This window comes from Phyllobacterium sp. NPDC097923, from assembly GCF_044760925.1.
GTDB classification, from domain to species: Bacteria; Pseudomonadota; Alphaproteobacteria; order Rhizobiales; family Rhizobiaceae; genus Phyllobacterium; species Phyllobacterium calauticae.
In genome coordinates, this window is sequence record NZ_JBIWBL010000003.1 from 466,312 (window position 1) to 490,411 (window position 24,100).

The following is a 24,100-nucleotide window of genomic DNA, read 5'->3' on the forward strand; positions in this document are numbered from 1 at the left end:
GGTCACGCCCAATTGTATGGATATCCGAGGGCTCGAGCAGAGACGTTTTTCAGTCCCCGCTTAGCACCGCGGAAATGTCTCCGTTTACGCCTTGTCCCGCGATGCCCGATAAGCAGCCATGAAGCGGGGAGCCGCTTCTGCAACGGCGCTCAGCGAATAGCCGCCCTCCTGCACGATAACCGCAGGCAGGTTGACAGCCCCCCACAGAGCGCCGATTTCCGCATAGGCGTCCGTGGTCACCTTCAGGCGTGAGAGCGGGTCGTCGTGGTGGGCGTCCCAACCCGCAGATATCACCAGCGCTGTCGATCCATGCGCGGCCACGGCGGCGGCAAGCCGACGGTTGGCGTCGATAAATGCGGCATCGCCGCTGCCTTCGGACAGAGGCAGATTGAGATTGGCACCCTGGCCCGCGCCTGCTCCCGTTTCATCGGCATAGCCGCTGTAGTGCGGATAGTAGTTGGATGGATCGGTGTGGGTGGAGCCGAAGAACACGTCGTCACGGGTGTAGAAAATGGCCTGGGTGCCATCGCCGTGATGGGTGTCGAAATCGATGATGGCAACGCGATCATGGCGCTTGCGCAGATGCTGGGCGACAATGGCTGCATTGTTGAAATAGCAGAAGCCCGCGGCGCGGTCCGCATAGGCGTGATGGCCGGGCGGGCGGCAAAGGGCGAATGAATGGCGCGCGCCATTCAGGACGGCATCGGCGGCGGCAATGGCCGTTTGGGCCGAGGCATAGGCAGCCGCGTAGGTGTGCTCCATCATCGCGCAGGACAGGCCGTTGATGTACCAGCCCGCCTGACCCAGAATGCCTGTCGGGCGCGGACGTGCGCGCGCGCCGAAATCCGAGCCAGCGCCCTGATAGGAATTCACATTGGGCAAAACCTCCGGCCCGTGGTTGGGCAGTTGCATGAACCTGTCATAGGCGGTTTGCAGGAATGCGACGTAGTGATCGGCATGGACGGCAAGGATGGGATCGAGCCCCGCATCGCCCGGCTGTTCCTGCGCCAATCCAAGTTCGGCCAGAGCATCGATCAGGGTATGGGCGCGTGCTGGGTTCTCAAGCGGGTCGGTGATCCGGCCATTGATCATGTATTGCTTGGGTTGATGGGCCATCTGCCGGCTGTCAAAGAACAGTTTCATGCGTTCCGTCGCTTTGTCGCGGTGAGTCGTAGCGAAAGCTTATTCGCTGCCGCAGGCAATGCAATCCGGGAAGTCCTGCTGCAACCGAACCGCCCCGCCCTGATTGGTATTTCACGGGGCTTTGCTTTTACTGATCATGCTTAACCGGAACTTAACGGGCTCATCCTAAGGTAGAGATAAGGGGCGGGGTCCCCAGAGTTAATCACCTTGGGGATTGATAATGCGTTATACGAAAACGTTCCTTTCTGCTGCCTCCTTCTTCTCTCTGCTTGGCAGCCATGTTCTTGCGGCTGATCTTGGTCCGGCGACTTTTCCGGAACGGGCGCCGTATATGCCGGTTGAGACTGCATCGGGCTGGTATCTGCGCGGCGACGTTGCCTACAATTTTTCGTCGACGGTCAAGGCTCACGTTGATTATCCCGGCGGCAGCACGCCGAGCGAATATGAGTTGAAGCGGGGCTTCTCGCCCTTCATCGGCGTGGGCTATCAGTTCAATAACTACCTGCGTGCGGACGCAACCGTCGGTTACAGTCAGCGCGACAGCAACTATTATGAAACGACGACGGATCTGTGGGAAGCCATGGCGAACGCCTATGTCGACCTTGGCAATTACTACGGAATTACGCCCTATGTGGGCGGCGGCATCGGCTTTGCCAATGTCAATTACGACTATCAAGGTCCCGTCGATGCACGGCTTAAATCCGGTGGCACAAACCGCTTTGAATGGGCGCTCATGGCCGGTATTGCGGTTGATATAACCCCGCGCCTCAAGCTGGATCTGGGCTATCGCTATGCGGATATCGGCGGCAAGGACCTGTATCAGAATGGCGATGTGACCATCCGCGACGATGGCATCAAAACCCATCAGATCCGGGCGGGTGTTCGTTTCAACACCTGGTGATCCGCACTGGCATGCCGGTTTGCCACCGCTTTCCGGGACAGCAGACAGGAAACCAATATTCTCGCGCTTTCATCATGTTGCCGTCATTTGCAGTGACTATGATCGCTCAAAGCAGTTTTATACCGAGACGCTCGGCTACGGGATCATTGCCGAAAACTGGCGCCCTGACAGCCAGTCATGGAAGTGCGACCTGAGATCCGGCGATACTCAGATCGAACTGTTTCACTTTCCGCATTCTCCCGCGCGTCCGTCACGCCCCGAAGCCTGCGGGCTGCGGCACCTGGCGTTTGCCGTCACCTCCGTGGAGGACACGCTGGCCTGGCTGCATGCGCGGGACGTTGCAACCGAACCGGTGCGGATTGATCCCTATACCAAGCGCGCATTCGCCTTCTTCGCCGATCCGGATGGACTTCCCATAGAAGTTTATGAGGTGGGTCAGGAGCAGGACCCGGAAGTCAAGGAAGGTGCGTAAACCTCTGTGATATCCAGTCAATGAACACGCGCACCCTTGGCGAAAGCTGGCGGTTGCGCGGATAGAGCAGGGAAACCGGGGACGGTGAGAGCGGGAAATCAGGCAGAACATGGACAAGCGTGCCTGCGGCCAGGTCGGCTTCGGCGTGATAGCGCGGGATTTGGATCAGTCCGAGCCCCAGTCTTGCGGTCGTGACATAGCTCTCCGCCGCATTGACCCAAACGGGTGCCGGCAGGGTGATTGTGCGAATGGTGCCTTCCACGAGGAACTCGAGCGGCAGGATGGTGCCTGTCGCGGTTGAACGAAAGCCAACCATCTGATGCCCGGCGAGTTCATCCGGATGCTGCGGCATGCCGAACCGCTCGATGTAGCCGGGTGAGGCCAGCGTGATCTCGTCGAGCATGCCCACGCGCTTGGCGATCATATCGCTGTCGGCGAGATCGCCGACGCGCAGCACGCAATCGACACCCTCACGCACGAGATCAACGAGACGATCCCCTTCACTCATATAAAACTGTATCCCGGGATAGGTCTGCAGGAATGCCGGCAGTCCGGGCAGAAGGAAGTGCCGGGCCAGTGTACCGTGCACATCCACCCGCAGCGGCCCTTTCGGTTTTGCCCCGGCAAACGCACCTTCGGCGTCCTCGATGTCAGCCAGAATGGCGAGACATCGCTGGTAATAGGCCTCGCCATCCAGCGTCGGGTTGACATGCCGGGTGGTCCGTTGCAACAGGCCGGTGCCCAGCCGCGCTTCCAGCTGTTGCACCGCATTGGTCACGGTCGAACGCGGCAAGCCGATGTCTTCCGCCGCCAGCGTGAAACTGCGGCGCTCGACGACGCGGGCAAAAACCCGCATGGCATCCAATGTGTCCATTGTTCTCAATTCTCGAATAGTGATGCCAGTTATCGCATGATTATCCCGAAAAACAAATGATGCATAGTGCCTTCATCAACAGCGCTGCGGCGCAGAGATGAAGGAGAAAGACCATGACACAAGCCAAAAAGAAGATCGCAATCGTCACCGGCGCATCGCGCGGGATCGGTGCAGCCATCGCCCGGCGCCTGGCGTCGGATGATTTTATAGTCGTCATCAATTATTCCGGCGATGCTGCGCCAGCCGAAGAACTGGCCCGCCGGATCGAAGCGAGCGGCGGCAGGGCTTTGACCGCCAAGGCCGACGTCAGCGATGCGCAGGCCGTTGCGCGCATGTTCGATGCGGCCGAGGCGGCCTTCGGCGGTGTCGATGTGCTCGTCAACAATGCCGGTATTCTCAAGACGCTTCCGCTCGCCGAAACCAGCGATGCGGAGTTTGACCGCCATTTCGCCATCAACGTCAAGGGAACGTTCAATACCCTGCGCGAAGCCGCCAGGCGGTTGAATGATGGCGGCCGGATCGTCAATTTCTCCAGCACCACCCTCGCGCTGAACATGCCGGGTTATGCCGTTTACAACGGCACCAAGGCTGCCGTCGAAGCGTTCACCCGCGTCTTTGCCAAGGAACTGCGCGGCCGCAGCATCACCGTCAATGCCGTGGCTCCCGGACCCGTCGCCACCGACCTGTTCCTGAATGGCAAGAGCGATGAGCTTGTCGCGCAGTTTGCCAAGATGCCGCCGCTCGAGCGGCTGGGCCAGCCGGATGACATCGCCAGCATTGTTGCCTTTCTTGCCGGCCCCGATGCCGGCTGGATCAATGGGCAGATCCTGCGCGCCAATGGCGGCGTCGCCTGACCGGTATCTCCTGCCAACAACCGTCACGAAACAAGACGGACCATGATCATGAACAAGCAAATTATCGTCGTCACCGGCGTTGCCGGCCAGGTCCGCCCCGGTCGATCCGGCAGGCATCCTTTCGCCGCGGCCCGGCCAGACACCACGCGGATGTTGCCAGACGGCCCCAGCTTGCCCGAACCACCGATCTTTGGCCTGTCCAGTGCTAAATTGGGCTATGTTCGGCGCAATCTAGCTTGTATGGGTTGAAGCCGGGCCAACCGTGCCTGGACAGAGCGGGAATTCATAAAAACCGAAGGGCGGACGTGCATCACGAAGTTTCCTTAATTGCCACTGTGGCTGTCAGTTTTGTTTTTGCGGCCGTGTGCGGCTATCTCGCGGATCGTCTGCGTCTGCCGCCGCTGGTCGGTTATCTCGTCGCCGGAATTTTGATGGGGCCCATTACACCGGGCTTCATCGCTGACGCTGCGCTTGCATCGCAGCTTGCCGAGATGGGTGTCATCCTTCTGATGTTCGGTGTCGGCCTGCATTTCTCCGCCTCCGAATTGCTGGCCGTCCGCGGTATTGCCGTGCCCGGTGCGGTTGCACAGATCGTGCTGGCGACCGCGCTTGGTGTCGGCCTCGCCTCGCTGTGGGGATGGGGGATCGGTGCCGGGCTGGTTTTGGGTCTGAGCCTTTCGGTCGCCAGCACGGTCGTGCTCCTGAAGGCGCTGGAAGAGCGCAATCTCGTCAACTCCGCCAATGGGCGCGTCGCCGTCGGCTGGCTCATCGTAGAAGATCTGGCGATGGTGCTGGCGCTGGTGCTCCTGCCTGCCCTCGCAGAAATTCTGGGTGCGCATGCCGGCGGTGCGGCCGGACAGGCCGCTGCGGGCGGAATGCCGCTGGTACTGACCATTGCGATCACCCTGCTCAAGGTTGGGGCTTTCGCCGTCATGGCGATCTTCCTGGGCCCGAAGGTTGTGCCGTGGCTGCTGACCCTGGTGGCGCGGACGGGATCGCAGGAGTTGTTCACCCTCTCGGTTCTTGCCATTGCGCTCGGTATTGCGTTCGGAGCGACGGAGATCTTTGGCGTGTCCTTCGCGCTGGGCGCGTTCTTTGCTGGCGTCGTGATGAGTGAGTCGAATCTCAGTCACAGGGCCGCGGCGGACTCGCTGCCGCTGCAGAATGCATTCTCGGTGCTGTTTTTCATTTCCGTGGGCATGCTGTTCGACCCGTCGATCCTGCTGCGCGAACCCATGGCTGTGCTGGGCGCGCTCGCGCTGATTATTTTCGGCAAGTCGCTGATTGCCTTCTGCATCGTGCTTTTGCTGCGTTTCCCCGTGGGTATGGGCCTGACGGTTGCGGCCAGCCTGGCGCAGATCGGCGAATTCTCCTTCATTCTCGCCGGTCTCGGTGTGACGCTCGGCCTGCTGCCACGGGAAGGCCAGGACATTATCCTGGCTGGGGCAATCCTCTCGATCACCATCAATCCGCTGGTGTTTCTGGCCGCCGAGGGCGTGGAGAACAGCATCCACCGCCGGTGGCCGGTGTTTTTTGCCGGCTACGGCAAACGGCGGGAGGAAGCGCTGGCGCGTGAACTCGGCGATATCCGGGCGATCAACGAGGAGCGCAACCGGCAGCACCAGCTTAAGATGCAGCAGCTGATCGACACTTTCCCGTTGTTTGCGCAAGTGGATGAGCACGCGCAGGAGGAACTCCTGCTGCTGTTCAAACCCAAATCCGCATCCCCCGGCGAACGGATCATCCGGATCGGCGATCGCGGCGATGGGATGTATTTCATTGCGTCGGGCGCGGTGGAGGTCCAGCTCGACAGCGAACCGGTGCGGCTTGAGCCCGGAGCATTCTTCGGGGAAATGGCGCTGCTGAGCGGCGGACGGCGCACGGCGGATGTCGTCGCCATCGATTTCTGCGAGTTTCTTGTGCTTGATCGCCGTGATTTCAACGTCTTCATGTCGCGGCATCCGACCCTGCGGGCGGCGGTCAGCAACATGGCGCGGGAAAGGGCGGAAATGAACACCTTGCGGCGCAATCCGGACCGGACCTCCGGCGCTGCCTGAGCAGGGTTTCCGTTGGGGTTATTGCTTCATCAGGCCGGCGCGCCAGGCCAGGGCGACCGCCTGGGTGCGGTCGGTCAGGTCCAGCTTTGACATGATGCTTCCCAGATGGGCCTTCACTGTCTTTTCAGTGATGTTGAGCTGGGCGGCGATCCTTGCATTGCTGCCGCCTTCGGCCAGGCAGCGCAGAACTTCAAGCTCGCGGGCCGTGAGGTCCTCGAACTGGCGCGGCTGCGGGTTGCGGATCGAATTGAGAAGGCGCTGCGCCACGAGGGGGTGCAGTGTTGGCGTCCCCTTGCTGGCCGCATGAATCGCATTCATCAAATGCTCACCGCGCATGGATTTCAGCAGGAAAGAATGGGCCCCCGCCTCAATGGCCTTGAAAGCCAGCCGGTCGTCGTCACTGGATGTCAAAATCATGATGTGGGTTTCGGGGCTCGCCTTGCGGATGTGGCCGATCATGGCTTCCGCAGCATCGCCCATTCCCGGCATCATCAGATCCAGCAGGAGAACGTCGGGGCGGTGTTCGCGCACCATCGATATGGCGGTCTCGCCGTTTTCGGCCTCCGCAAGGACGGTGAAACCGGGATCGATGCGCAGCAGCCCGCGAATACCTTCGCGTACCACGGCATGATCATCGGCAATGACTATTGTTGTGCTCATGATTGCCCCGCCACGGGTAGCTTGAACGACACATCGATGGATGTGCCGGTTGCTTCCGATTGGATTGTTATAATGCCGCCCGGCAATGTGTTCGCACGCCAGCGCATGTTCGACAATCCCATGCCAAAGGGAGCCTTGCCGATATCGAAACCCTGGCCGTCATCGGCAATGCTCCAGTGCCAGCGGGCACCGGGCTTGCAGTCGATGCGAATAGTGCGGCACTGCGCGTGGCGCAGGGCGTTTGCCACGGCTTCGTGGGTGATCATGAGCAATTCCTGGGCTATTTCCGGGACGCCGTCAAAAGCGGAGCGGGCGCCTTCAGGCCAATTGATCGACCATTGTACGCCTGATCCCGCCAGCAGATCGTGGACACTGCGCAGCAATGTTTCATACAGGCCGTAATCGGCAATCGCGGGCAGGTTGAAGCCGGAAACCACGTTTTCCAGGTCCTGCTGCAAATGATCGGCCAGGCGCCGGGCCGATTCCACCGTCGGCAGCAGCGGCGCGTGCCCCTGCGCCTCATATTCCAGTTCGGTGAGCTTCAGACCAAGCACAAAACTGCGCTGTTTGGCGGTATCATGCAGGTCGCGCGCGATGCGGTTGCGTTCCACCGATATGGCCAGCGCCTTCTGCGTATCAAAGCTCTTGGATATTGCATCCGCCATGCTGTTGAAGCGTTGCATCAGGCGCCCGAATTCGTCTCTTGAACCGTCCTTGATGCGGGCCCGCAGATCGCCCGCCGCCCATTGGTCCGCGGCGTTTGTCGCCCGCTTGATTCGCCGGAACAGCCGCCAGACAAACAGGGCTGCAACGCTGGCCCCCATCGAATTGATCAGGATGAATGTGCGGATATAGTCATAAACGGTGGCATCGAGCACTTCGTCGTAAAGCTCCCATTGCGACCAGTAATGAAGCCCGATCAATGCCTGGGTGTTGTTGGCCAGCGGCAGTGCTACCCGCTTGACCATGGCCCAGTCGTCATTGTCCCTTTGAATGAAATTCGGCTGTTCGGCATGCACCGCCGCGTTCAGCGCCTTGCCGAGCAGGGGTGTCGCGTCCGGCTGGGTGGCACACATCACGCCGTTATCATCAATGATCCGGACCTGCATCCGGCCGCTGTGAAAAAACGAAAACATGATGCCGAAATCGGATACCCGCGTGACACCGGATCGAACCACATTCCAGAATATCTTGCTGGCCAGAACGGTGCAGGCTTCCTTGTCGCGCGGATCTGTGCCCGACGCCAGAGCGGTCAGCTGTTGTTGATCGAGGCCATTGAAAAAGCCCCGGATGCTGCTCTCGTAGCGGCCGGAGGAAAACTGGCTCATGAGGATACTGACGAGGAAAAGCGCGCCGAAGCCGACGATCATGAACATCAGCACCAGTTTGACGAACAGACCACGCAAACGAAGAGCATGCAAAAAACTCACGTTTTCATTCCTCGCCGGTTATTTAAGCCGACGTCTCACTGGCCGGTTCCTTGTTCCATACCACTCGGCGGAGCGAATGCCACCCTTGCTCTTGTAGCGGGGCTTCGGCGTTGTACGTTGACCCTCAGGCAATCGATAGGACGGATGGGTGCGCATTGACGCCGATTCCGTCTGATTGGCGGATTCATCTTGTCGCGCGGCTGTCCCTTTTCTCCATCCGCCTGCAAAATTCAACAGGATCATCACTCTGTCGCGCAAAGCGTTCCAGAAATCAGACGAGAGAAGGGGTATCAGCACAAGGCCAAGCAGAAGCGACAGGGCAAAATACTCAACGGAAAGCAACTGTATCTGATAACGCATGATCATGCGGCCGTCGTTGATGCGCGGCCAGGAACATCGGGTTCAACCTGCGGTGCGAGCCACGTCTGGTTTGGTCTGAACATAGCTGTCTCTTCCAGTTATCACGCTTTCGTGAAGCGTTGGGCCGGAAAGTAACCCTGTTCCATTGTTGGTGCATCGGGCGAAGGTCAGGCTCGTACGTACGACCAAAGTCGTAGATGGTTAAACCCGCCATGCGCGAAGAACACGCATGGCGGGCATTGTCGGGGAAATGGCTGGCGCAGATGCTATCAGGCGCCGCCGAGACCCAAGGCAGCGCGCAGCTCTGCCTTCGCAGGCTCGTATTCGGCCTTGAAGTCGTCATGCTTCATGATTGTCGCGGCAATGACGCTGCCGGAAATGCGGCCCATTTCCACGTCCGAACGGTAGTGAATGCCGCCAACGATGCGGTTGTTGCCGTATTCCCAGGCGCGGGCCATGATTTCCGCCTTCTTTTCCGGAACCATGTTGGACAGAACAATGCCCATCAGCGTGCCAACGGTCGTGTGACCGGAGGGCCAGGCACCGGAATTGGAAGGCTTGACGGCAGGCTTGACGAGTTCGCTCAGCTGATGCGGGCGCGGGCGCTTGAAGACGTCCTTTGCCGGATCAACGACAGCGCCTTCGGTTTCAACAACCCGGTCGAAAAAGGCAGCAAGCTTCGGCAGTTTGTCCTTGTTGAAATCCGGACCCAGAACGTCGGCGAAACGCCAGACATTTTCTTCGGCATCGGCCTGGGCGCGGGCAACCATCTCCGGTGTCCGCGTCACTTGCAAGGTAAGAACTTCGCCGATTTCTGCCTTGGTCTGTGCCGAATCATTGGCGGGAGGCGGAGGCAAAATGGTCAGGAGGTCGATTTCCTTACTATCGCTGAAAGGCTTGACCTCGCCGGCATAGGCGGCGGTAAGGCCGACAAAGGCAAACGCTGTCAGCAGACTGAGCAATCTACGCATAAAATGGTCCTCGTTAGGGTGATGGTCGCCATGCGATCATGCGCTCGTTGGATGTCACGTTTGTGACACAATGGGACCATTGAAGGCGTTGTTGCACGGCAAAGGTTGGGATGAAGCCGAGGTGGCAAGAAGACGCACGGCCATGCAGCGTCTTTCCGTTGTGCCGCCTGCCTGTGAAATATATTGAGGGCGGGGAGCTGCCAGATCGGACGCCATGTTTCAATCCATCCACACCATCATGCAACATCCCGCATGGCCCGGCCGGACGGCCTGGGTATTTGCGCTGAGAACGAATGTCGCGGCGCTCTTTGCCCTCACGGCAGCCTTTGCGTTGAACCTGCAGCAGCCGCAATGGGCAATGATGACCGTCTTTATCGTGTCGCAACCGATTGCCGGCATGGTCATCAGCAAGGGATTGTTTCGTCTGGCCGGAACACTGATCGGGGCTTTGGCGGCGATGGCCATCACCGCCGCGACAGGTGATATGCGCTGGCTGTTTGTGGCATCGATAGCCCTTTGGGTGGCATTGTGCACTTATGCGGCCTCGATGTTGCGGAACCCGGAATCCTACGGTGCGGCTCTTGCGGGCTATACCGCCGTCATTATCGCACTCCCGGCGTTTGGCCATCCGCATCTCCTGGCCGAATTTGCCTATGCGCGCTGCACCGAGATTATGCTCGGCATCGTCTGTGCCGGTGTGGCCAGCCGCTTTTTTCAACCGCAGCTTGCGCGAACGGCGCTGGTGGAAGGCCTGGAAAACTGCATCGCCGATCTGGCGCGCTATACCAGCGATGCGATTGCCGGACGCGATGCCGGGCACCTGAAGGCCGCGCACAGGAAGCTGATCGCTGACACGCAGGCCCTTGCCGCCATGCGGGCTCATGCGCGGCTGGAAGCCCCCAGCCTTGTCACGCATGGCCGCCATTCCCGCCATACGGTGGGGCATCTCATGTCATGCCTGTCGATTGTGAACATCCTTGTCGCGCATCGGGCCTCGTCCGACGGGACATGGAGCAGCCTGCGTGACAAACTCGGGATATTGCTGGATGACATGGCGCGCGACTTCAAGGTTGACGCCGTTGAGCCGTGGCTTGGCAGGGTTGATATCATCGCAGCCGAAATAGCGGAGCTGAAAGGCAGGCCGTGGGGCGATGACAGCATCGGCATGATGGCCCGTTTGACGCTGCTGGGTGAGTTTCTCGACGGGCTCAAGGCGACGTTGAACGGTCTTTCGGCGCTGCGCAGCCGCTCGCAATATATGGCTGGCAGCAGGAAGCCGCCGGCATTGCCGGTCTACCGGGATCACAGCACGGCGCTGGTGAATGCGGTTCGCGCTGTTGTCGCGACAGCCCTGATGACGGCCTACTGGATGGAAAGCCGGCATGCGGATGCGGCGGCGGCGGCGATTATCGTCGCAGTGGTGTGCAGCCTGTTCGCATCCATGCCCAACCCGCTGCAGACGAGCTGGGGATTTTTCAAGGGCACGTTGTACGCCGTTCCGTTTGCCTTTGTTCTGGGACAGTTGATCCTGCCGTCTTTCCCCGGTCTGTTCTGGTTTGCCGTATTCATCGTTCCCATCCTCGTGCCGGCGGCGCTGCTGATGGCAGATCCGCGCCACGTCGGGCCGGCAACCGCTTTCGCCATCAATTTCATTGTCTTCCTCAAGCCGCATGAGGCGATGGTGTTTGAACCGCAGGTTTTCATGGAAACCTCGCTGTCGGTTCTGGTCGGCATCCTCATCGGACTTCTCGTCTTCATTGTTGTTCTGCCGAAGCGGCCGCAGGTGACGGTGAACCGGATGATGGGCGCGTTGCGAACGGATATTGTCCGGCTCTGTCTGCGTGATCGGGTTCCGAGCCCGTCCGCATTCAACAGCCTTGCGTATGACCGCATCAACCAGTTGATGCCGATTCTCAGGACCATGCGGGAGGCGGGGGAAACCCTGCTGGACGACGCCCTGTCATCGGTCACCCTCGGGGCGGAAATCATCCGGTTGCGGCGGCTGTTGTCGTGGGGGCGGCTCGAGCACGATATTGCCGACCGCGTTTCGGAAAACCTCGCGCAATTGGCGAAAATGATAAGCCTGCAGACACAGGATACCGGAGCCGTCGCAGGCTATGTCGCATCGGCCCGGTCAATGGCAGCGGGCATCCCCGGGATGTCGGCGCGGCCCCTGGCGCTGCAGGCCGCGGCGTCGCTGCGGCTCATCGCCGTCATGATTGAGGACCATCCCTCTCTGGTTCTCGGCGCCCGCGCCCGGTCGAGCGGGGATAAAAAGGGCGCCTTCCGCTTCGGCATTCTTTGATATCCGGATGGATGAACGCCGTTTTCCATCTTGGGCAATAGCTTCACTTTCACTATTCCCCTATCATGATTTCAATGGCTTATGATTCTACGAACTATTCCCTGAAAGACCTGCTTCGCCCGGTTGTCGCCGCCGAAGACGCTTTGGCGCGGCTGGACGAACGGGTGGCCCGCAAGGGCGATTTCGGTGCGCTGGGCAGCCGCCAGTCCAAAGACGGCTTGTTGCGCGAAAACGAAGGCTGGATTGCCCGGTCGCATTTCATGGAAGCCTGCAACGCGCTGTGGCTGGCGGGCGAACTTGTTCATGTGGAGGACCTTGTCCTGCATGACGCCCGCATGGATATCAGGACGCCAACCCATGAATTGACCCGGGCGCACGCAATTCTGCGAACCCGGCGTCAGATCGCCTCCAGTCCGGCGCAATGGGCACTGAGCCCGAAGGGCATTGCCAGCCTGCGCGGGCGCTGGGGTAGCGATGCGCTTCTCGCGCCGATTATCAGCGAACCGGTGCGCGGGTTCGACATCGAGGCTGCCTCCGAGCCGGGGTCAGAAGCGGAAAGTGCTTTCGAGGAAGAACTGGCAAGGCTGGATGCGCTGCTCGACCGTTCGGAACGCCTGCTGAAGCAGCCCAAGGAAACGCGTGACACTGCACCGGCCAGAGCGGAAGCAATCTCTCCCGGTCATCTGACACCGGATGGAGATTCTCTGATTTACGATCCGGACTGGGATGAAGACGGCAGGATGGAGGAATGGTTCGTGGTCATGGATCGCACCCGCGATCTGCCGCCGATGCTGGCTGCGGCTCTGCTCTGGGATGCGTGGGAGGAAATCGAACCATTGCAGCACCAGCATTGGCTTGGCCCCATGCTGGTGGCCTCCATGTTGCGTGAGCGCATGAAGACGCGGGCGCATCTGGCGGTCCTCAATGCGGGGTTGCGCGCGATACCACGCGATCGCCGCCGCGCCCGTGACCGCAACACGCGGCTCACCGCCTTTCTGGAAGCCGCGCAATCATCGGCCATTGCCAGTCTGAAGGAGATCGACCGGTTGAGCCTCGCCCGCGTCCAGATGGAACGCAAGCTGAAGGACCGCCGCTCGACCTCCAGCCTGCCCGGCATGATCGATCTCATTCTGTCACGGCCGATGGTTTCAACGGCGCTGATTGCCAAAGAGCTGAAAGTGACGCCGCGGGGTGCGCTCAATCTCATTGCCGAATTGGGCGTGCGGGAGATGACCGGGCGGGGCCGCTATCGTGCCTGGGGTATCGTCTGACGACCTGTGAAGGGGGCTGGCAGGCTCGCCTTCGGGCAGGCGGAAATTTTTGTCTTAATACTTGACTCAATTATTCATCTTTTAATATGGTCCCGGCGGCCCCGCATGATCATCCGCAATGGATGGACAGCGGACGCGCAATGCCAGGAGAATACCCATGTCTGCCATGCCGACCGTTCTGAGCAGCTCCGCTACGGTTAAACTTCAGGCGCCGCAGGACATGCTGGACAAGCTCTGCAACGTCTTTTCCGAGCATGCGCGCGTCGAAAGGGATGACGCGGAGGGGCGCATCGAGACGCCCTATGGCAAGGCGCATCTGACAATTGCCGGCGATATCCTGTCTCTCGATGTCGAGGCCGATGATGAAACATCGCTGGCCTATGTCCGCATGGTGCTGGCTGACAGCCTTCTGGGCTTCGCCGGCGCGGAGAAGCCGCAACTGTCATGGGTGGGTGATGGTCTGGCCGGCACCGAACTGCCTTATTTTCGCGAAATGCGGGTGGTGAGTGCCCGCGATCTCACGCCCCATATGCGGCGCATCCGCTTGCGCGGTGCTAATCTTGCCCGGTTTGCGATTGGCGGCCTGCATATCCGGCTGCTGTTCGCGCCGGAAGGCCGGAAACCGGTTTGGCCGACCATGGGGCGCGATGGCCGTCCGGTCTGGCCGGAGGGGGACGATGCGCTGATCGCCCGCGTCTATACTATCCGTACCATCGACATTGAGCGCGGCGAAGTCGATATCGACATGGTCGTTCATCCCGGCAACGATACGCCGGGATCAACATGGGCATTGAATGCCAAACCGGGCGGCATTGTCGGAATGACAGGCCCCGGCGGCGGCAGCGTGGAAGACGCGGGGCGATATCTCCTGGTCGGCGACGAAACGGCCCTGCCTGCAATTGGCCGGATTCTGGAAACGCTGCCTGCGGGGGCCGAGGCAACCGTCATTCTTGAAATCGACAGCCCCGCGGACAGGCAGCCCCTGCAATCCGCAGCAACAGTCGATGTTCGCTGGGTGTATCGCGATGGCGCACCCGCCGGGACGACCGGCCGGCTCGCCGGGATCGTTGAAGGTCTCGATTCCTCCGTCATTTCCCCCGACACATTTGTCTGGGCCGGCTGTGAGTTCGCCGATTTCAAGCAAATCCGGGCGCATCTGCGCAAGGAGCGAAAACACGAGCGCTCCAAACATCTCGTTGTGGCCTACTGGCGGCGCGGTTTTGATGGCGACAACGCCAGGCGGGACGATTGAGACGCGCAAAATGCTCCCAAAACGCCCTTGCCATAAAACTTGGGGTTGCAGAAGTTAATTGTTGATTATTATACTCAACAATATTACAGCCGCTCCACCAGATCAAATGCCACGCATCGGACCCGCTGAGAGCCGGCAGAGTTTTCCGGCCCGATGGCTGAGATGGCGGAAGAAGCGAAAGATAAAAGTCATGCGCAAAAACACAGGCGGATTTCCAGTGAAACGCAATGTTTCAGGGCGTATCAGGGCAGGGGCGGTCGTCCTTCCGGTCCTGTTGTTGCTGGCTTCTCCAGTGATCGCGCAAGAAGGCGCGCCGCAGGCGGCGCAGCCTCAGGCCATCCAGCAAAGCCCGGTTGAAGCCGCCCCGGCACCTCAAGCGGCGCCTGCGCCCGTTCTCCAGGCCGCTCCGGCGCCGACCGCACCGGCTGCCGTCACCAAGGCAACCCTCCCGCACAATTTGTCTCCCTGGGGCATGTTCATGGCGGCGGACTGGGTGGTGAAGGGGGTGATGATCGGACTGGCCTTCGCATCGCTCGTGACTTGGACTGTCTGGCTGGCCAAGACGCTGGAACTGGCCGGCGCCAGGGTCCGCGCCTATCGCGCGCTGAATGCCATCGGCAGTGCGCGCACCCTGCGCGATGCCGAAAAGGCACTGGAAGGCCGCGGCGGACCGGGAGCTCAACTGGTTAATGCCGCACGCGAGGAAGTGCGCCTGTCGCAGGAAGCGCAGAGTTATGCGGGTGCTGACGGCTTGAAGGAACGTGTTTCCTCCCGCTTGTCGCGCATCGAGGCGCAGGCCGGTCGCCGGATGAGCCGGGGCACGGGCGTGCTCGCGACCATCGGCTCAACGGCGCCCTTCGTCGGTCTCTTCGGCACGGTATGGGGCATCATGAATTCCTTCATCGGCATTTCGGAATCGCAGACGACCAATCTTGCCATTGTCGCGCCGGGTATCGCCGAAGCCTTGCTTGCGACCGCCATCGGTCTTGTCGCCGCGATCCCCGCAGTCGTCATCTACAACGTGTTTGCCCGATCCATCACCGGCTATCGCCAGTTGTTGGCCGACGCCTCGGCGGGTGTTGAGCGGCTTGTCAGCCGCGACGTGGATTTCGCCCTGATGCCGCCGGTGCATCAGCCCCGCGCCGCAGCGGCAGAATAGGGGGTACGGATCATGGCCGGCGGTATCAGGCACAACGTTTCCGATGACGAATTGCAGGAAAACCACGAAATCAACGTGACGCCGTTCATCGATGTCATGCTGGTTCTGCTGATTATTTTCATGGTGGCCGCACCGCTCGCCACCGTCGATATCAATGTCGACCTGCCGGCCTCGACGGCGGCGCCTGCCACCCGGCCTGACCAGCCCCTCTATCTCACGCTGAAGGACGATCATACCATTGCGATCGTCAATGACACGGTGACGAAGGAAACGCTGGGCGCCTTCCTCGATCAGAAGACGCAGGGCGACAAGGAAACGCGCGTGTTCCTGCGTGCCGACCGGGCCGTGGACTATGGCGCGCTGATGGATTTGATGAACACGTTGCGTGACAACGGTTATCTCAAGATCGCCCTCGTCGGGCTCGAAAGCGCCCCGTCGGTGCCCGTTGGAAGTGCGCAGTGATGTCGGGCGAGCCGACAGCACGCGGGGTGGGACGGTTTCAGCTGAACTGGCGCGAAATAGGCCTGTGGTCTGCCGCCGGCATTGTAATGGCCGGCTTGCATGCCGGTGCGGGATGGTACGGATATCGGTACCAGCCGGAAGCGGCGGCGGGAGATATTGCTGCCGCTGTGATGATCGATATGGAGCCGCTGCCGGCTCCCGTGATCCCGGAAGCCGTTGCCGAGCTGCCGCCGGTCGAACCGGAGAAGATCAGACCGGAGCCTGTCCAGCAGGAGGCCAAGGCGCCCGACATGCCGCCGGAAAAGCCAGTCGAACCCGAGCCTGAGCCGCAGCCTGTCGAACAGCCAGTGCTGGAAGAGCAGATAGTCCCGGAGGAGCCGCAGCCGGAAAAAACGGTTGAACTGCCAAAGGCGGAAGTCCCGTTGCCCATTGTGCGTCCCGAACAGAAAAAGCCGGATGTGCCCAAAAAGGATATGCCGAAGAAGGTCGTTCGCAAGCCGGTGAAGACACAGGTCACGGACGTGAAAAGCGATACCGTTGTGGAAGCCAGGCAGCAGCCAAGCGTGTCGCGGGCCAGTTCTGCCAGTGCTGCCCGCAGCTGGAAAGACAAGATCAACTCCTATCTGGCACGTTATTCCCGCCGTGCCCGTGGCGGCGGTCATGGTTCCGGTAGGGCGAGCGTGGCGTTTACGGTCACGCGCGATGGCAATATCATTGCTTCGAGGATCGTCGGCAGTTCTGGAAATCCGGGGCTTGACCAGTATGTCCTCGATCTGGTCCGCCGTGCATCGCCCGTCCCCTCGGCGCCGGATGATTTTCAGGGCGGGAGTCAATCCCTGTCCATCCCCATTTCCATTCAATGATCCTGAGAATGACGATGAATTCAGGTGCGCTCACTAACCTGAAGGGGCGTCATGCATCGCGGGAAGGTTGTGCCCACTGCCTTCTGCTGGACGATGCGAAGTAGTCTTTCATCTGCAGTGACAAACAGGCACTGCCGTTGTTTCGCGAGCGCAAGATAAATGCAGTCATAGGCGGGGTGGCCGAGCAGAATTGCCAGCCTTGTCGTCTCTTCCAGAAGCCCGCGCATGCCGATCAGTTCAATGTCTGCCTGTTGCAGCAGTCGGCTGGCCAATTCGGCCTCTTCCAGCATCAGCTCGTTCCGCTGCACTTTCTTCCACAGAATGTTGGCGCATTCGGCGACGAGAAGGTCAGGCGCCGCGAAATGATAGCGGCCGCGCAATCTGAGCGCCTGCTCCGTCCCTTCCTCTTCAATGACCCATTTGATGGCGACGCCGGCATCGATGATAAGGGTTTCCATCAACGCTCGTCGCGTCCTTCGCGGAGCAGTTCTTCCGAAGGCGTTTGCTTCCGGTTCATCGTCAGTTTGCGCAACTGGGCGGCAAGATCATCAAAGGAAGGCTCGATCTCGGTCGCCAAAGCCTGGCGCAGAATTTCGCGGTGTTCCGCTTCCGCCGAGCGGCCGTGGCGCGCCGCGCGCAACTTGAGTTTCACAATGAGATCATCATCGAGATTTCTTACGTGCAGGTTTCCGGCCATGCGTACCTCCATTGATCTCAATGATAGCAAAGAGATCACAGCGGTTCAAGCAGATCGGCTTTCAGGTGCGGGCGATCATTTCCGCCGCCTTTTCCGCAATCATGATTGTCGGCGCGTTTGTATTGCCCGAGGTGATCGACGGCATGATCGAAGCATCGGCGATGCGCAACTGCGCGATCCCACGCACGCGCAGCTGGGGATCGACCACCGACTCCTGATCGGCACCCATGCGGCAGGTGCCGACGGGATGAAAGATCGTCGTGCCGATGGCGCCTGCCGCCTCGATCAGCTCCGCCTCGCTCTGATAATGCGGTCCCGGCTTGAATTCTTCCGGCCTGTAGCGCTGCAGCGGCTTTTGCGCCACGATGTTGCGGGTGATGCGGATTGAATCCGCCGCGACACGGCGGTCGCTGTCCGTCGTCAGGTAATTCGGCCGGATGGCCGGATGGGCCCGGTAATCCGGTGATTTGATGTGAACGGAACCGCGGCTTTCCGGCCGCAGATTGCAGACGCTGGCGGTAAAGGCGGGGAAGGGGTGGACGTTTTCGCCGAACTTTTCCAGGGATAGCGGTTGCACGTGATACTGCAGGTTTGCAGTCGCAAAAGACGGGTCGGAGCGGGTGAAGACCCCCAGCTGGCTCGGGGCCATCGACATCGGCCCGGACTGGTTGATGAGGTATTCCAGTGCAATCGATGCCTTGCCCAAAAGGCGGTTGGCCTTTTCGTTGAGTGTCGCAATGCCCGTCACCTTATAGGCGCAGCGCAGTTGCAGGTGATCCTGCAGGTTTTCACCGACCGAGCGCCGTTCAAGAACCGGAGTGATTCCGGCGTTCTGCATGACATCGCCGCGGCCGATGCCGGACAATTCAAGAATCTGCGGCGAGCCGACGGCGCCTGCCGCCAGGATCACCTCGCGGCGGCAGTGGATCGTGCGGATGGTTCCCGCCTGTTCGATTTCGACACCCCTGGCCGTCAGGCCGTCGACAACGAGCTTGCGGACATGGGCGCCGGTTTCGACCGTCAGGTTCGCACGTTTCATTGCCGGGCGAAGAAACGCCTTTGCCGTGTTCCAGCGGATGCCGCGTTTCTGGTTGACCTTGAAATAGGAGCTGCCTTCATTGTCGCCGCGATTGAAATCGTCGGTGCGCGGGATTCCCGCCGCTTCGGCAGCGTCCCTGAACGCATCGAGAATATCCCAGTGCAGGCGCGCTTCCTCCACGCGCCATTCGCCGCCCGATCCGTGAAATTCGTCGCTGCCGAGATAGTAATCTTCCGACTTGCGGAAATAGGGCAGGACGTCATCCCAGCCCCATCCGGCACAGCCATCCTGCCGCCACAGATCGTAATCGCGCGCCTGCCCGCGCATATAGATCATGCCGTTGATCGACGAGCAGCCGCCAAGCACCTTGCCGCGCGGATAGTTGAGGACGCGGCCGTTAAGGCCAGGTTCAGCCTCGGTCGAAAAGCACCAGTCCGTCCGCGGATTGGAGATGCAGTAGAGATACCCCACCGGAATGTGGATCCAGGGGTAATTGTCCTTGCCGCCCGCCTCAAGCAGGAGGACGGACACTTTCCGGTCTTCCGACAGCCTGTTGGCCAAGGTGCAGCCTGCCGTGCCTGCCCCGACGATGATGTAGTCATAGCTGGCTGTCATGTCAGTGCCCGGAGCTGCTCTCGAGTTTCTTGCCGAACCGCGAGGCGTAGAGCTCGCCGATAATGCCGCGGCGGAAGACGAGGACGCAGACCATGAAAATGATGCCGGTGATCACCGTGACCGGAAATTCCGACGTGGCGAGATAGTTTTCCAGCGCCGTGATGAATCCGGCCCCGACGATCGGGCCGACCAGTGTGCCGATACCGCCAAGCAGGGTCATGAGCACAACCTCGCCGGACATCTGCCAACTGACATCGGTCAGCGTTGCAAACTGAAAGACAATCGCCTTCAAGCCGCCGGCAAGGCCGGTGAGCGCTGCCGACATGACGAAGGCCGCAAGCTTGTAGCGGGCAACGGAATAACCGAGCGAAATGGCGCGGTTCTCGTTTTCCCGTACGGATTTGAGGATCATGCCGAAGGGCGAATTGATGATGCGCCAGATGATAAACACACCGATCAGGAACACGGCCAGCACGAAGAAATACATGTTGAGCGGATCGTTCAGATCGATGAAGCCGAGGAGCTTGCCGCGCGGCACGCCCTGAATGCCGTCTTCGCCCTTGGTGAAGGATGCCTGCAGGCAGAAGAAGAAGAACATCTGCGACAGGGCGAGAGTAATCATCGTCGAATAGATACCCTGACGCCGGATGGCAAAGAAACCGATGATCAGTCCAAGGATCGTTGCGCCGAAGACGCCGAGCAGGATGCCGAGTTCCGGCGGAAATCCCCATTCCTTGACGGAATGGGCGGTAAAATAGGCGGCTCCGCCAAAGAATGCCGCATGGCCGAAAGAGAGTATGCCGGTATAGCCGAGAAGCAGATTGAAGGCGCAGGCGAACAGCCCGAAACACAGCACTTTCATCAGGAAGACCGGGTAGAAATGGAAGGGCGCGAGAATGAGCGCCGCGACGCCGATGAGGATCAGCAGCATTTCAAGATTGAGAAACCTGCTTTTCTGGCCTGGGGAAACTGTCGTATCGGTCATGTCAGACCTCCTTTCCGAACAGGCCTGCCGGACGGACAAGCAGAACGATCGCCATGATGACGAAGATCACGATATTGGAGGCCTCGGGGTAAAACACCTTGGTCAGGCCCTCGAAAATACCGAGCATGTAGCCGGTGACGATGGCGCCGAGAATGGAACCCATGCCGCCGACAACCACCACGGCGAACACGACAATGATCAGGTTGGTGCCCATGAGCGGGCTGACCTGATAGATCGGTGCCGCCATGATGCCCGCAAGCCCGGCAAGCGCGGCGCCGAGGCCATAGGTAAAGGTCAGCAATATCGGCACGTTGATGCCGAAGGCCCTAACAAGCGTCGGATTTTCCGTCGCCGCACGCAGATAGGAACCCAACCGGGTTTTCTCGATCAGAAGCCAGGTGGCAAGACAGATGGCAAGGGATGCCAGTACCACCCAGGCACGGTATTTCGGCAGGACCATGAAGCCGAGATTATAGCTGCCGGTGAGAGCGGCGGGCACCGCATAGGGTTGTCCCGCCGCACCGTAGTAATAGCGGAAGGTCCCTTCGATCACCAGCGCAAGCCCGAAGGTGAAGAGCAGGCCATAGAGATGATCGAGATTATAGAGACGCGAGAGTGCGACGCGTTCAACGATCGCACCGGCGACGCCGACGATGACGGGCGCAAGGATCAAGGCTGGCCAATAGCCGATGCCGAGCTGGGCAAGCAGGAGATACCCGACAAAGGCACCCAGCATATACTGCGCGCCATGGGCGAAATTGATCACGCGCAAGAGGCCGAAGATGATCGCGAGGCCAAGGCTGAGCATGGCGTAGAAGGAACCGTTGATGAGGCCGATCAGCAATTGTCCGAGGAAGGCCTGCAGGGGAACGCCGAAGATCATGGTCATGGGTCAGACTCCCAGCGCTTCGTTGAGCATGGACATGCGTTCCGGCAGTTCCCGGACGTGGAAATTATCGATGATCTTGCCGTGATCCACCACGTAGAAGCGATCCGCGACCTTGCTGGCGAAACGGAAATTCTGCTCGACCAGCAGAATGGTCATGCCGCGCTGCTTCAGCGTCACCAGCACTTCGCCGATGCGCTGCACGATGACCGGGGCAAGGCCTTCGGTCGGCTCGTCAAGCAGCAGCAGTTTGACCCCCGTGCGCAGGATGCGGGCAATGGCCAGCATCTGCTGCTCGCCGCCGGAAAGTTTGGTTCCGGGGCTGTTGCGCCGCTCTTTCAGATTGGGAAAAAGATCATAAATCTCCGGTATCGACATGCCGCCCTTGGCAACGATGGGGGGCAGGTTGAGATTCTCATCGACGGAGAGTGTCGCGAAGATGCCGCGCTCTTCCGGCACAAAGCCGATGCCGGCATGGGCCGTGCGGTGCAGGGGCACGCGCATCATATCCCTGCCGTCAAAGGCGATGCTGCCGGTGCGCTTGCGGATAATGCCCATGATCGAGCGCAGGGTCGTGGTCTTGCCGACGCCGTTGCGGCCAAGCAGGGTGACGGTTTCACCCTCGTGAATATCGAGATTGACGCCATGCAGCGCGTGGCCTTCGCCATACCAGGCATGGAGATCGCGGACGGCGAGGAGGGGTTTGGCATCACTCATGTTCGGTCCCCATATAGGCCACACGCACCCGTTCATCCTGGCTGACCGTCTGGTAGTCGCCGGAGATGAGAATCTCGCCGCGCTGCAGGACGGTGACCTGGTCGCAAAGATCGGCAACGACCTTCAGGTTGTGTTCGACCATCAGGATTGCCCGGTCGCGGGCCACCTCGCGAATGATCTCGGCAACGATGTGCACGTCCTCGTGGCCCATGCCCGCCATGGGTTCATCCAGAAGCAGGACCTTGGGATCGAGCGCCAGCGTCGTTGCGATCTCCAGCACGCGCTTGCGGCCATAGGAGAGGTCAGCGGCCAGTTTGTTGTGGGCGTCGTGCAATCCAACGGCTGTAATCAGTTCCATGGCCCGATCATTCAGCCGGTTGAGCGCGCTGGTCGGCAGCCAGAACTGCGTCGACAGGCCGGCCGGGCGTTGCAGGGCCACGCGCACATTGTCGAGAACGGTCAGATGCGGGAAAACCGCAGAAATCTGGAACGAGCGAACCAGCCCCATACGGGCGACTTTCGCCGGGTCGGTTCTGGTAATGTCCTGATCGAGCAGGGTGATCGTGCCGCTCGACGGCTGCAGAAACTTGGTCAGAAGATTGAAAACCGTGGTCTTTCCCGCGCCGTTGGGGCCGATCAGTGCGTGGACTTTCGCGTGATGGATATCCAGATCCACATTATTGACGGCGATGAAACCGCCAAAATCCCGGCGCAGGCCGCGGGCGGAGAGAACCACCCGGGATCCGGCGTTACCGGCGCTGCCGGGAGAGGCATGACCTCCCCCGAATGCCGTACTGCTCAACGAAGCTGTCATCCGGACTACTTGGCCAGATCGCAGCCGCTTTCGGCTGGCTTTATATAGGCCTCATCGCCCGGAACCGTGGCCAGAACCTTGTAATAGTCCCATGGTTCCTTGCTTTCCGATGGCTTCTTGACTTCCATCAGATAGACATCGCTGATCAGGCGGCCATTGGCACCGACCTTGGCGCCGCGCCCGAAGACGTCATCGACAGGCATTTCATGCATGGCAGCGGCAACTTTTTCCGTGTCATCGGTGCCGGCTTTCTGAATGGCTTTCAGATACTGCATGACCCCGGAATAAGTCGCGGCCTGGATCATGTTCGGCATACGGCCGGTGCGCTTGAAGAATTTGCGGCCGAACTCGCGGGACTGGTCGTCGCGATCCCAGTAGAAGCTTTCCGTCAGGGTCAGGCCCTGGGCTGCTTCAAGGCCGAGGCCGTGCACTTCCGCCAGGGTAAAGAGCAGCGCTGCCAGGCGCTGGCCGCCCGATACGATGCCGAATTCAGCGGCCTGCTTGATGGCATTGGCGGTGTCAAGACCGGCATTGGCCAGACCGATCACCTTCGCGCCGGATGACTGCGCCTGCAGCAGGAAGGAGGAATAGTCGGCTGTCGCCAGCGGATGACGCACGGAGCCGACCACTTTACCGCCCTTCGACGTCACATATTTGGTCGTCTGTTCTTCCAGGGAGTAGCCGAAGGCGTAATCGGCGGTGAGGAAGAACCACGTGTCGCCGCCCTGCTTGACGAGCGCACCGCCGGTGCCGACAGCGAGAGCGTGGGTGTCATAGGCCCAATGGAAACCATAGGGCGAGCACTGCTTGCCGGTCAGTTCGGCCGTGGCCGCACCGGTCACGAGATCGATTTTCTTCTTTTCCTTGGAGATGCCCTGCACGGCGAGCGCGACGGACGAGGTGGTCAATTCCATGATCGCATCGACCTGCTCCGTGTCATACCACTGGCGGGCGATATTGGAGGCAATGTCCGGCTTGTTCTGATGGTCGGCGGTGATGACCTCGATCGGCGCGTCGAGAACCTTGCCGCCAAAATCTTCGGCGGCCATCTTCGCCGCTTCGAACGACCACTTTCCGCCGAAATCCGCGTAGACACCGGATTGATCGTTCAGGATGCCGATCTTGACTTTGCCGTCCGAAATGCCTGCACTTGCAGCGGGCATAACGGTTGCAGCCATCAGGGCAGCGGTTGCAATTGCCAATAATTTCATTCTGTTCTCCTCCCAAAGAAACGCCGCTCACAGGATCATCGTATGATGGACCGTCGCGGACTTGATTGTCTCGGCTGAAAATGACCCAAAGCCATGACGCAG

The 24,100-nt window shown here is 60.3% G+C and carries 24 protein-coding genes; 10 read left to right on the top strand and 14 right to left on the bottom strand.

Annotated features, from left to right (window positions below):
* Positions 1–84 precede the first annotated feature (84 nt).
* The gene (locus ACIQWS_RS17920) at positions 85–1,143 is read right to left on the bottom strand and encodes a histone deacetylase family protein (protein WP_403182256.1); all 1,059 of its coding nucleotides are present in this window, start codon (positions 1,141–1,143) and stop codon (positions 85–87) included.
* 220 nt (positions 1,144–1,363) lie between these two features.
* Here ACIQWS_RS17920 and ACIQWS_RS17925 point away from each other — a divergent pair, with 220 nt between their 5' ends.
* A complete protein-coding gene (locus ACIQWS_RS17925) occupies positions 1,364–2,044 on the top strand; it encodes an outer membrane protein (protein ID WP_223614829.1) in 681 nt (226 codons plus the stop codon).
* A gap of 19 nt (positions 2,045–2,063) precedes the next feature.
* Positions 2,064–2,516, top strand: coding sequence for a VOC family protein (locus tag ACIQWS_RS17930; RefSeq protein ID WP_403182260.1), 453 nt, complete (start codon positions 2,064–2,066; stop codon positions 2,514–2,516).
* On the opposite strand, the gene ACIQWS_RS17935 is transcribed toward ACIQWS_RS17930, so the two are convergent.
* Positions 2,500–3,390: a LysR family transcriptional regulator gene (locus tag ACIQWS_RS17935; protein WP_403182263.1), complete on the bottom strand. Its 891-nt coding sequence runs from the start codon at positions 3,388–3,390 to the stop codon at positions 2,500–2,502. The genes ACIQWS_RS17930 and ACIQWS_RS17935 overlap by 17 nt on opposite strands.
* A 113-nt stretch (positions 3,391–3,503) precedes the next feature.
* Between ACIQWS_RS17935 and ACIQWS_RS17940 the strand changes: the two genes are divergently transcribed.
* Both ACIQWS_RS17940 and ACIQWS_RS17945 read left to right on the top strand, forming a co-directional pair.
* The gene (locus ACIQWS_RS17940; protein WP_346307296.1) at positions 3,504–4,244 is read left to right on the top strand and encodes an SDR family oxidoreductase; all 741 of its coding nucleotides are present in this window, start codon (positions 3,504–3,506) and stop codon (positions 4,242–4,244) included.
* Between the two features lie 305 nt (positions 4,245–4,549).
* The gene (locus ACIQWS_RS17945; protein WP_346307297.1) at positions 4,550–6,301 is read left to right on the top strand and encodes a cation:proton antiporter; all 1,752 of its coding nucleotides are present in this window, start codon (positions 4,550–4,552) and stop codon (positions 6,299–6,301) included.
* Between the two features lie 18 nt (positions 6,302–6,319).
* On the opposite strand, the gene ACIQWS_RS17950 is transcribed toward ACIQWS_RS17945, so the two are convergent.
* From ACIQWS_RS17950 to ACIQWS_RS17965, 4 genes are all read right to left on the bottom strand, one after another.
* The gene (locus ACIQWS_RS17950; protein ID WP_403182267.1) at positions 6,320–6,961 is read right to left on the bottom strand and encodes a response regulator; all 642 of its coding nucleotides are present in this window, start codon (positions 6,959–6,961) and stop codon (positions 6,320–6,322) included.
* The gene (locus ACIQWS_RS17955) at positions 6,958–8,391 is read right to left on the bottom strand and encodes a HAMP domain-containing protein (RefSeq protein WP_403182270.1); all 1,434 of its coding nucleotides are present in this window, start codon (positions 8,389–8,391) and stop codon (positions 6,958–6,960) included. Before ACIQWS_RS17955 ends, ACIQWS_RS17950 begins: the two co-directional genes overlap by 4 nt.
* 18 nt (positions 8,392–8,409) lie before the next feature.
* On the bottom strand, positions 8,410–8,757 hold the full coding sequence (locus ACIQWS_RS17960) for a hypothetical protein (protein ID WP_403182273.1): 348 nt from the start codon (positions 8,755–8,757) through the stop codon (positions 8,410–8,412).
* A gap of 263 nt (positions 8,758–9,020) precedes the next feature.
* A complete protein-coding gene (locus tag ACIQWS_RS17965) occupies positions 9,021–9,722 on the bottom strand; it encodes a phosphatase PAP2 family protein (RefSeq protein WP_105733456.1) in 702 nt (233 codons plus the stop codon).
* 214 nt (positions 9,723–9,936) lie between these two features.
* Between ACIQWS_RS17965 and ACIQWS_RS17970 the strand changes: the two genes are divergently transcribed.
* From ACIQWS_RS17970 to ACIQWS_RS17995, 6 genes are all read left to right on the top strand, one after another.
* Positions 9,937–12,027, top strand: coding sequence for an FUSC family protein (locus ACIQWS_RS17970; protein WP_403182278.1), 2,091 nt, complete (start codon positions 9,937–9,939; stop codon positions 12,025–12,027).
* A gap of 74 nt (positions 12,028–12,101) precedes the next feature.
* A complete protein-coding gene (locus tag ACIQWS_RS17975) occupies positions 12,102–13,298 on the top strand; it encodes an RHE_PE00001 family protein (protein ID WP_346306033.1) in 1,197 nt (398 codons plus the stop codon).
* 157 nt (positions 13,299–13,455) lie between these two features.
* The gene (locus ACIQWS_RS17980) at positions 13,456–14,550 is read left to right on the top strand and encodes a siderophore-interacting protein (protein ID WP_403182281.1); all 1,095 of its coding nucleotides are present in this window, start codon (positions 13,456–13,458) and stop codon (positions 14,548–14,550) included.
* A 190-nt stretch (positions 14,551–14,740) separates the two neighbouring features.
* Positions 14,741–15,709 carry a tonB-system energizer ExbB gene (gene exbB, locus ACIQWS_RS17985; protein WP_403182285.1) on the top strand — a complete coding sequence of 323 codons (969 nt, stop codon included), beginning with the start codon at positions 14,741–14,743 and terminating at the stop codon, positions 15,707–15,709.
* 12 nt (positions 15,710–15,721) lie between these two features.
* Positions 15,722–16,171 (top strand): TonB system transport protein ExbD, encoded by a 450-nt coding sequence (gene exbD / locus ACIQWS_RS17990; RefSeq protein WP_403182288.1) that lies wholly within the window; start codon positions 15,722–15,724, stop codon positions 16,169–16,171.
* Positions 16,171–17,034, top strand: a complete 864-nt coding sequence (locus tag ACIQWS_RS17995) for a TonB family protein (RefSeq protein ID WP_346306050.1) — start codon at positions 16,171–16,173, stop codon at positions 17,032–17,034. The genes exbD and ACIQWS_RS17995 overlap by 1 nt, the downstream gene beginning before the upstream one ends.
* Before the next feature lie 20 nt (positions 17,035–17,054).
* Here ACIQWS_RS17995 and ACIQWS_RS18000 read toward each other — a convergent pair whose 3' ends face one another.
* The 8 genes from ACIQWS_RS18000 to ACIQWS_RS18035 all read right to left on the bottom strand — a co-directional run bounded on the left by ACIQWS_RS18000 (position 17,055) and on the right by ACIQWS_RS18035 (position 23,998).
* Positions 17,055–17,492: a type II toxin-antitoxin system VapC family toxin gene (locus tag ACIQWS_RS18000; protein ID WP_403182291.1), complete on the bottom strand. Its 438-nt coding sequence runs from the start codon at positions 17,490–17,492 to the stop codon at positions 17,055–17,057.
* Positions 17,492–17,731: a FitA-like ribbon-helix-helix domain-containing protein gene (locus ACIQWS_RS18005; RefSeq protein WP_346306038.1), complete on the bottom strand. Its 240-nt coding sequence runs from the start codon at positions 17,729–17,731 to the stop codon at positions 17,492–17,494. Before ACIQWS_RS18005 ends, ACIQWS_RS18000 begins: the two co-directional genes overlap by 1 nt.
* A gap of 61 nt (positions 17,732–17,792) precedes the next feature.
* The gene (locus tag ACIQWS_RS18010) at positions 17,793–19,385 is read right to left on the bottom strand and encodes a GMC family oxidoreductase (RefSeq protein WP_403182295.1); all 1,593 of its coding nucleotides are present in this window, start codon (positions 19,383–19,385) and stop codon (positions 17,793–17,795) included.
* 1 nt (position 19,386) lies between these two features.
* The gene (locus ACIQWS_RS18015) at positions 19,387–20,316 is read right to left on the bottom strand and encodes a branched-chain amino acid ABC transporter permease (RefSeq protein WP_245421075.1); all 930 of its coding nucleotides are present in this window, start codon (positions 20,314–20,316) and stop codon (positions 19,387–19,389) included.
* Between the two features lie 55 nt (positions 20,317–20,371).
* Positions 20,372–21,259 (bottom strand): branched-chain amino acid ABC transporter permease, encoded by an 888-nt coding sequence (locus tag ACIQWS_RS18020; protein ID WP_223614846.1) that lies wholly within the window; start codon positions 21,257–21,259, stop codon positions 20,372–20,374.
* A gap of 3 nt (positions 21,260–21,262) precedes the next feature.
* Complete coding sequence (locus ACIQWS_RS18025; protein ID WP_223614847.1) at positions 21,263–21,973, bottom strand: ABC transporter ATP-binding protein; 711 nt, start codon at positions 21,971–21,973, stop codon at positions 21,263–21,265.
* Entirely contained in the window at positions 21,966–22,709 is a 744-nt protein-coding gene (locus tag ACIQWS_RS18030) for an ABC transporter ATP-binding protein (protein WP_223614942.1), read from the bottom strand. The genes ACIQWS_RS18025 and ACIQWS_RS18030 overlap by 8 nt, the downstream gene beginning before the upstream one ends.
* 83 nt (positions 22,710–22,792) lie before the next feature.
* The gene (locus ACIQWS_RS18035) at positions 22,793–23,998 is read right to left on the bottom strand and encodes an ABC transporter substrate-binding protein (protein WP_346306042.1); all 1,206 of its coding nucleotides are present in this window, start codon (positions 23,996–23,998) and stop codon (positions 22,793–22,795) included.
* Between the last annotated feature and the right edge of the window lie 102 nt (positions 23,999–24,100).

Bases quoted from the DNA above. Each gene is read 5' to 3' on its own strand.
- ACIQWS_RS17995 (WP_346306050.1), top strand. From the start codon at position 16,171: ATGTCGGGCGAGCCGACAGCACGCGGGGTGGGACGGTTTCAGCTGAAC.
- ACIQWS_RS18000 (WP_403182291.1), bottom strand. From the start codon at position 17,492: ATGGAAACCCTTATCATCGATGCCGGCGTCGCCATCAAATGGGTCATT.
- ACIQWS_RS18025 (WP_223614847.1), bottom strand. From the start codon at position 21,973: ATGAGTGATGCCAAACCCCTCCTCGCCGTCCGCGATCTCCATGCCTGG.
- ACIQWS_RS17965 (WP_105733456.1), bottom strand. From the start codon at position 9,722: ATGCGTAGATTGCTCAGTCTGCTGACAGCGTTTGCCTTTGTCGGCCTT.
- exbD (WP_403182288.1), top strand. From the start codon at position 15,722: ATGGCCGGCGGTATCAGGCACAACGTTTCCGATGACGAATTGCAGGAA.
- ACIQWS_RS18035 (WP_346306042.1), bottom strand. From the start codon at position 23,998: ATGAAATTATTGGCAATTGCAACCGCTGCCCTGATGGCTGCAACCGTT.
- ACIQWS_RS17940 (WP_346307296.1), top strand. From the start codon at position 3,504: ATGACACAAGCCAAAAAGAAGATCGCAATCGTCACCGGCGCATCGCGC.
- ACIQWS_RS17970 (WP_403182278.1), top strand. From the start codon at position 9,937: ATGTTTCAATCCATCCACACCATCATGCAACATCCCGCATGGCCCGGC.
- ACIQWS_RS17975 (WP_346306033.1), top strand. From the start codon at position 12,102: ATGGCTTATGATTCTACGAACTATTCCCTGAAAGACCTGCTTCGCCCG.
- ACIQWS_RS17920 (WP_403182256.1), bottom strand. From the start codon at position 1,143: ATGAAACTGTTCTTTGACAGCCGGCAGATGGCCCATCAACCCAAGCAA.
- ACIQWS_RS18020 (WP_223614846.1), bottom strand. From the start codon at position 21,259: ATGACCATGATCTTCGGCGTTCCCCTGCAGGCCTTCCTCGGACAATTG.
- ACIQWS_RS17925 (WP_223614829.1), top strand. From the start codon at position 1,364: ATGCGTTATACGAAAACGTTCCTTTCTGCTGCCTCCTTCTTCTCTCTG.
- ACIQWS_RS17960 (WP_403182273.1), bottom strand. From the start codon at position 8,757: ATGATCATGCGTTATCAGATACAGTTGCTTTCCGTTGAGTATTTTGCC.
- ACIQWS_RS17950 (WP_403182267.1), bottom strand. From the start codon at position 6,961: ATGAGCACAACAATAGTCATTGCCGATGATCATGCCGTGGTACGCGAA.
- ACIQWS_RS18005 (WP_346306038.1), bottom strand. From the start codon at position 17,731: ATGGCCGGAAACCTGCACGTAAGAAATCTCGATGATGATCTCATTGTG.
- ACIQWS_RS17935 (WP_403182263.1), bottom strand. From the start codon at position 3,390: ATGGACACATTGGATGCCATGCGGGTTTTTGCCCGCGTCGTCGAGCGC.
- ACIQWS_RS18010 (WP_403182295.1), bottom strand. From the start codon at position 19,385: ATGACAGCCAGCTATGACTACATCATCGTCGGGGCAGGCACGGCAGGC.
- ACIQWS_RS18015 (WP_245421075.1), bottom strand. From the start codon at position 20,316: ATGCTGCTGATCCTCATCGGCGTCGCGGCGCTCATTCTCGCGCCCTTC.
- ACIQWS_RS17980 (WP_403182281.1), top strand. From the start codon at position 13,456: ATGTCTGCCATGCCGACCGTTCTGAGCAGCTCCGCTACGGTTAAACTT.
- exbB (WP_403182285.1), top strand. From the start codon at position 14,741: ATGCGCAAAAACACAGGCGGATTTCCAGTGAAACGCAATGTTTCAGGG.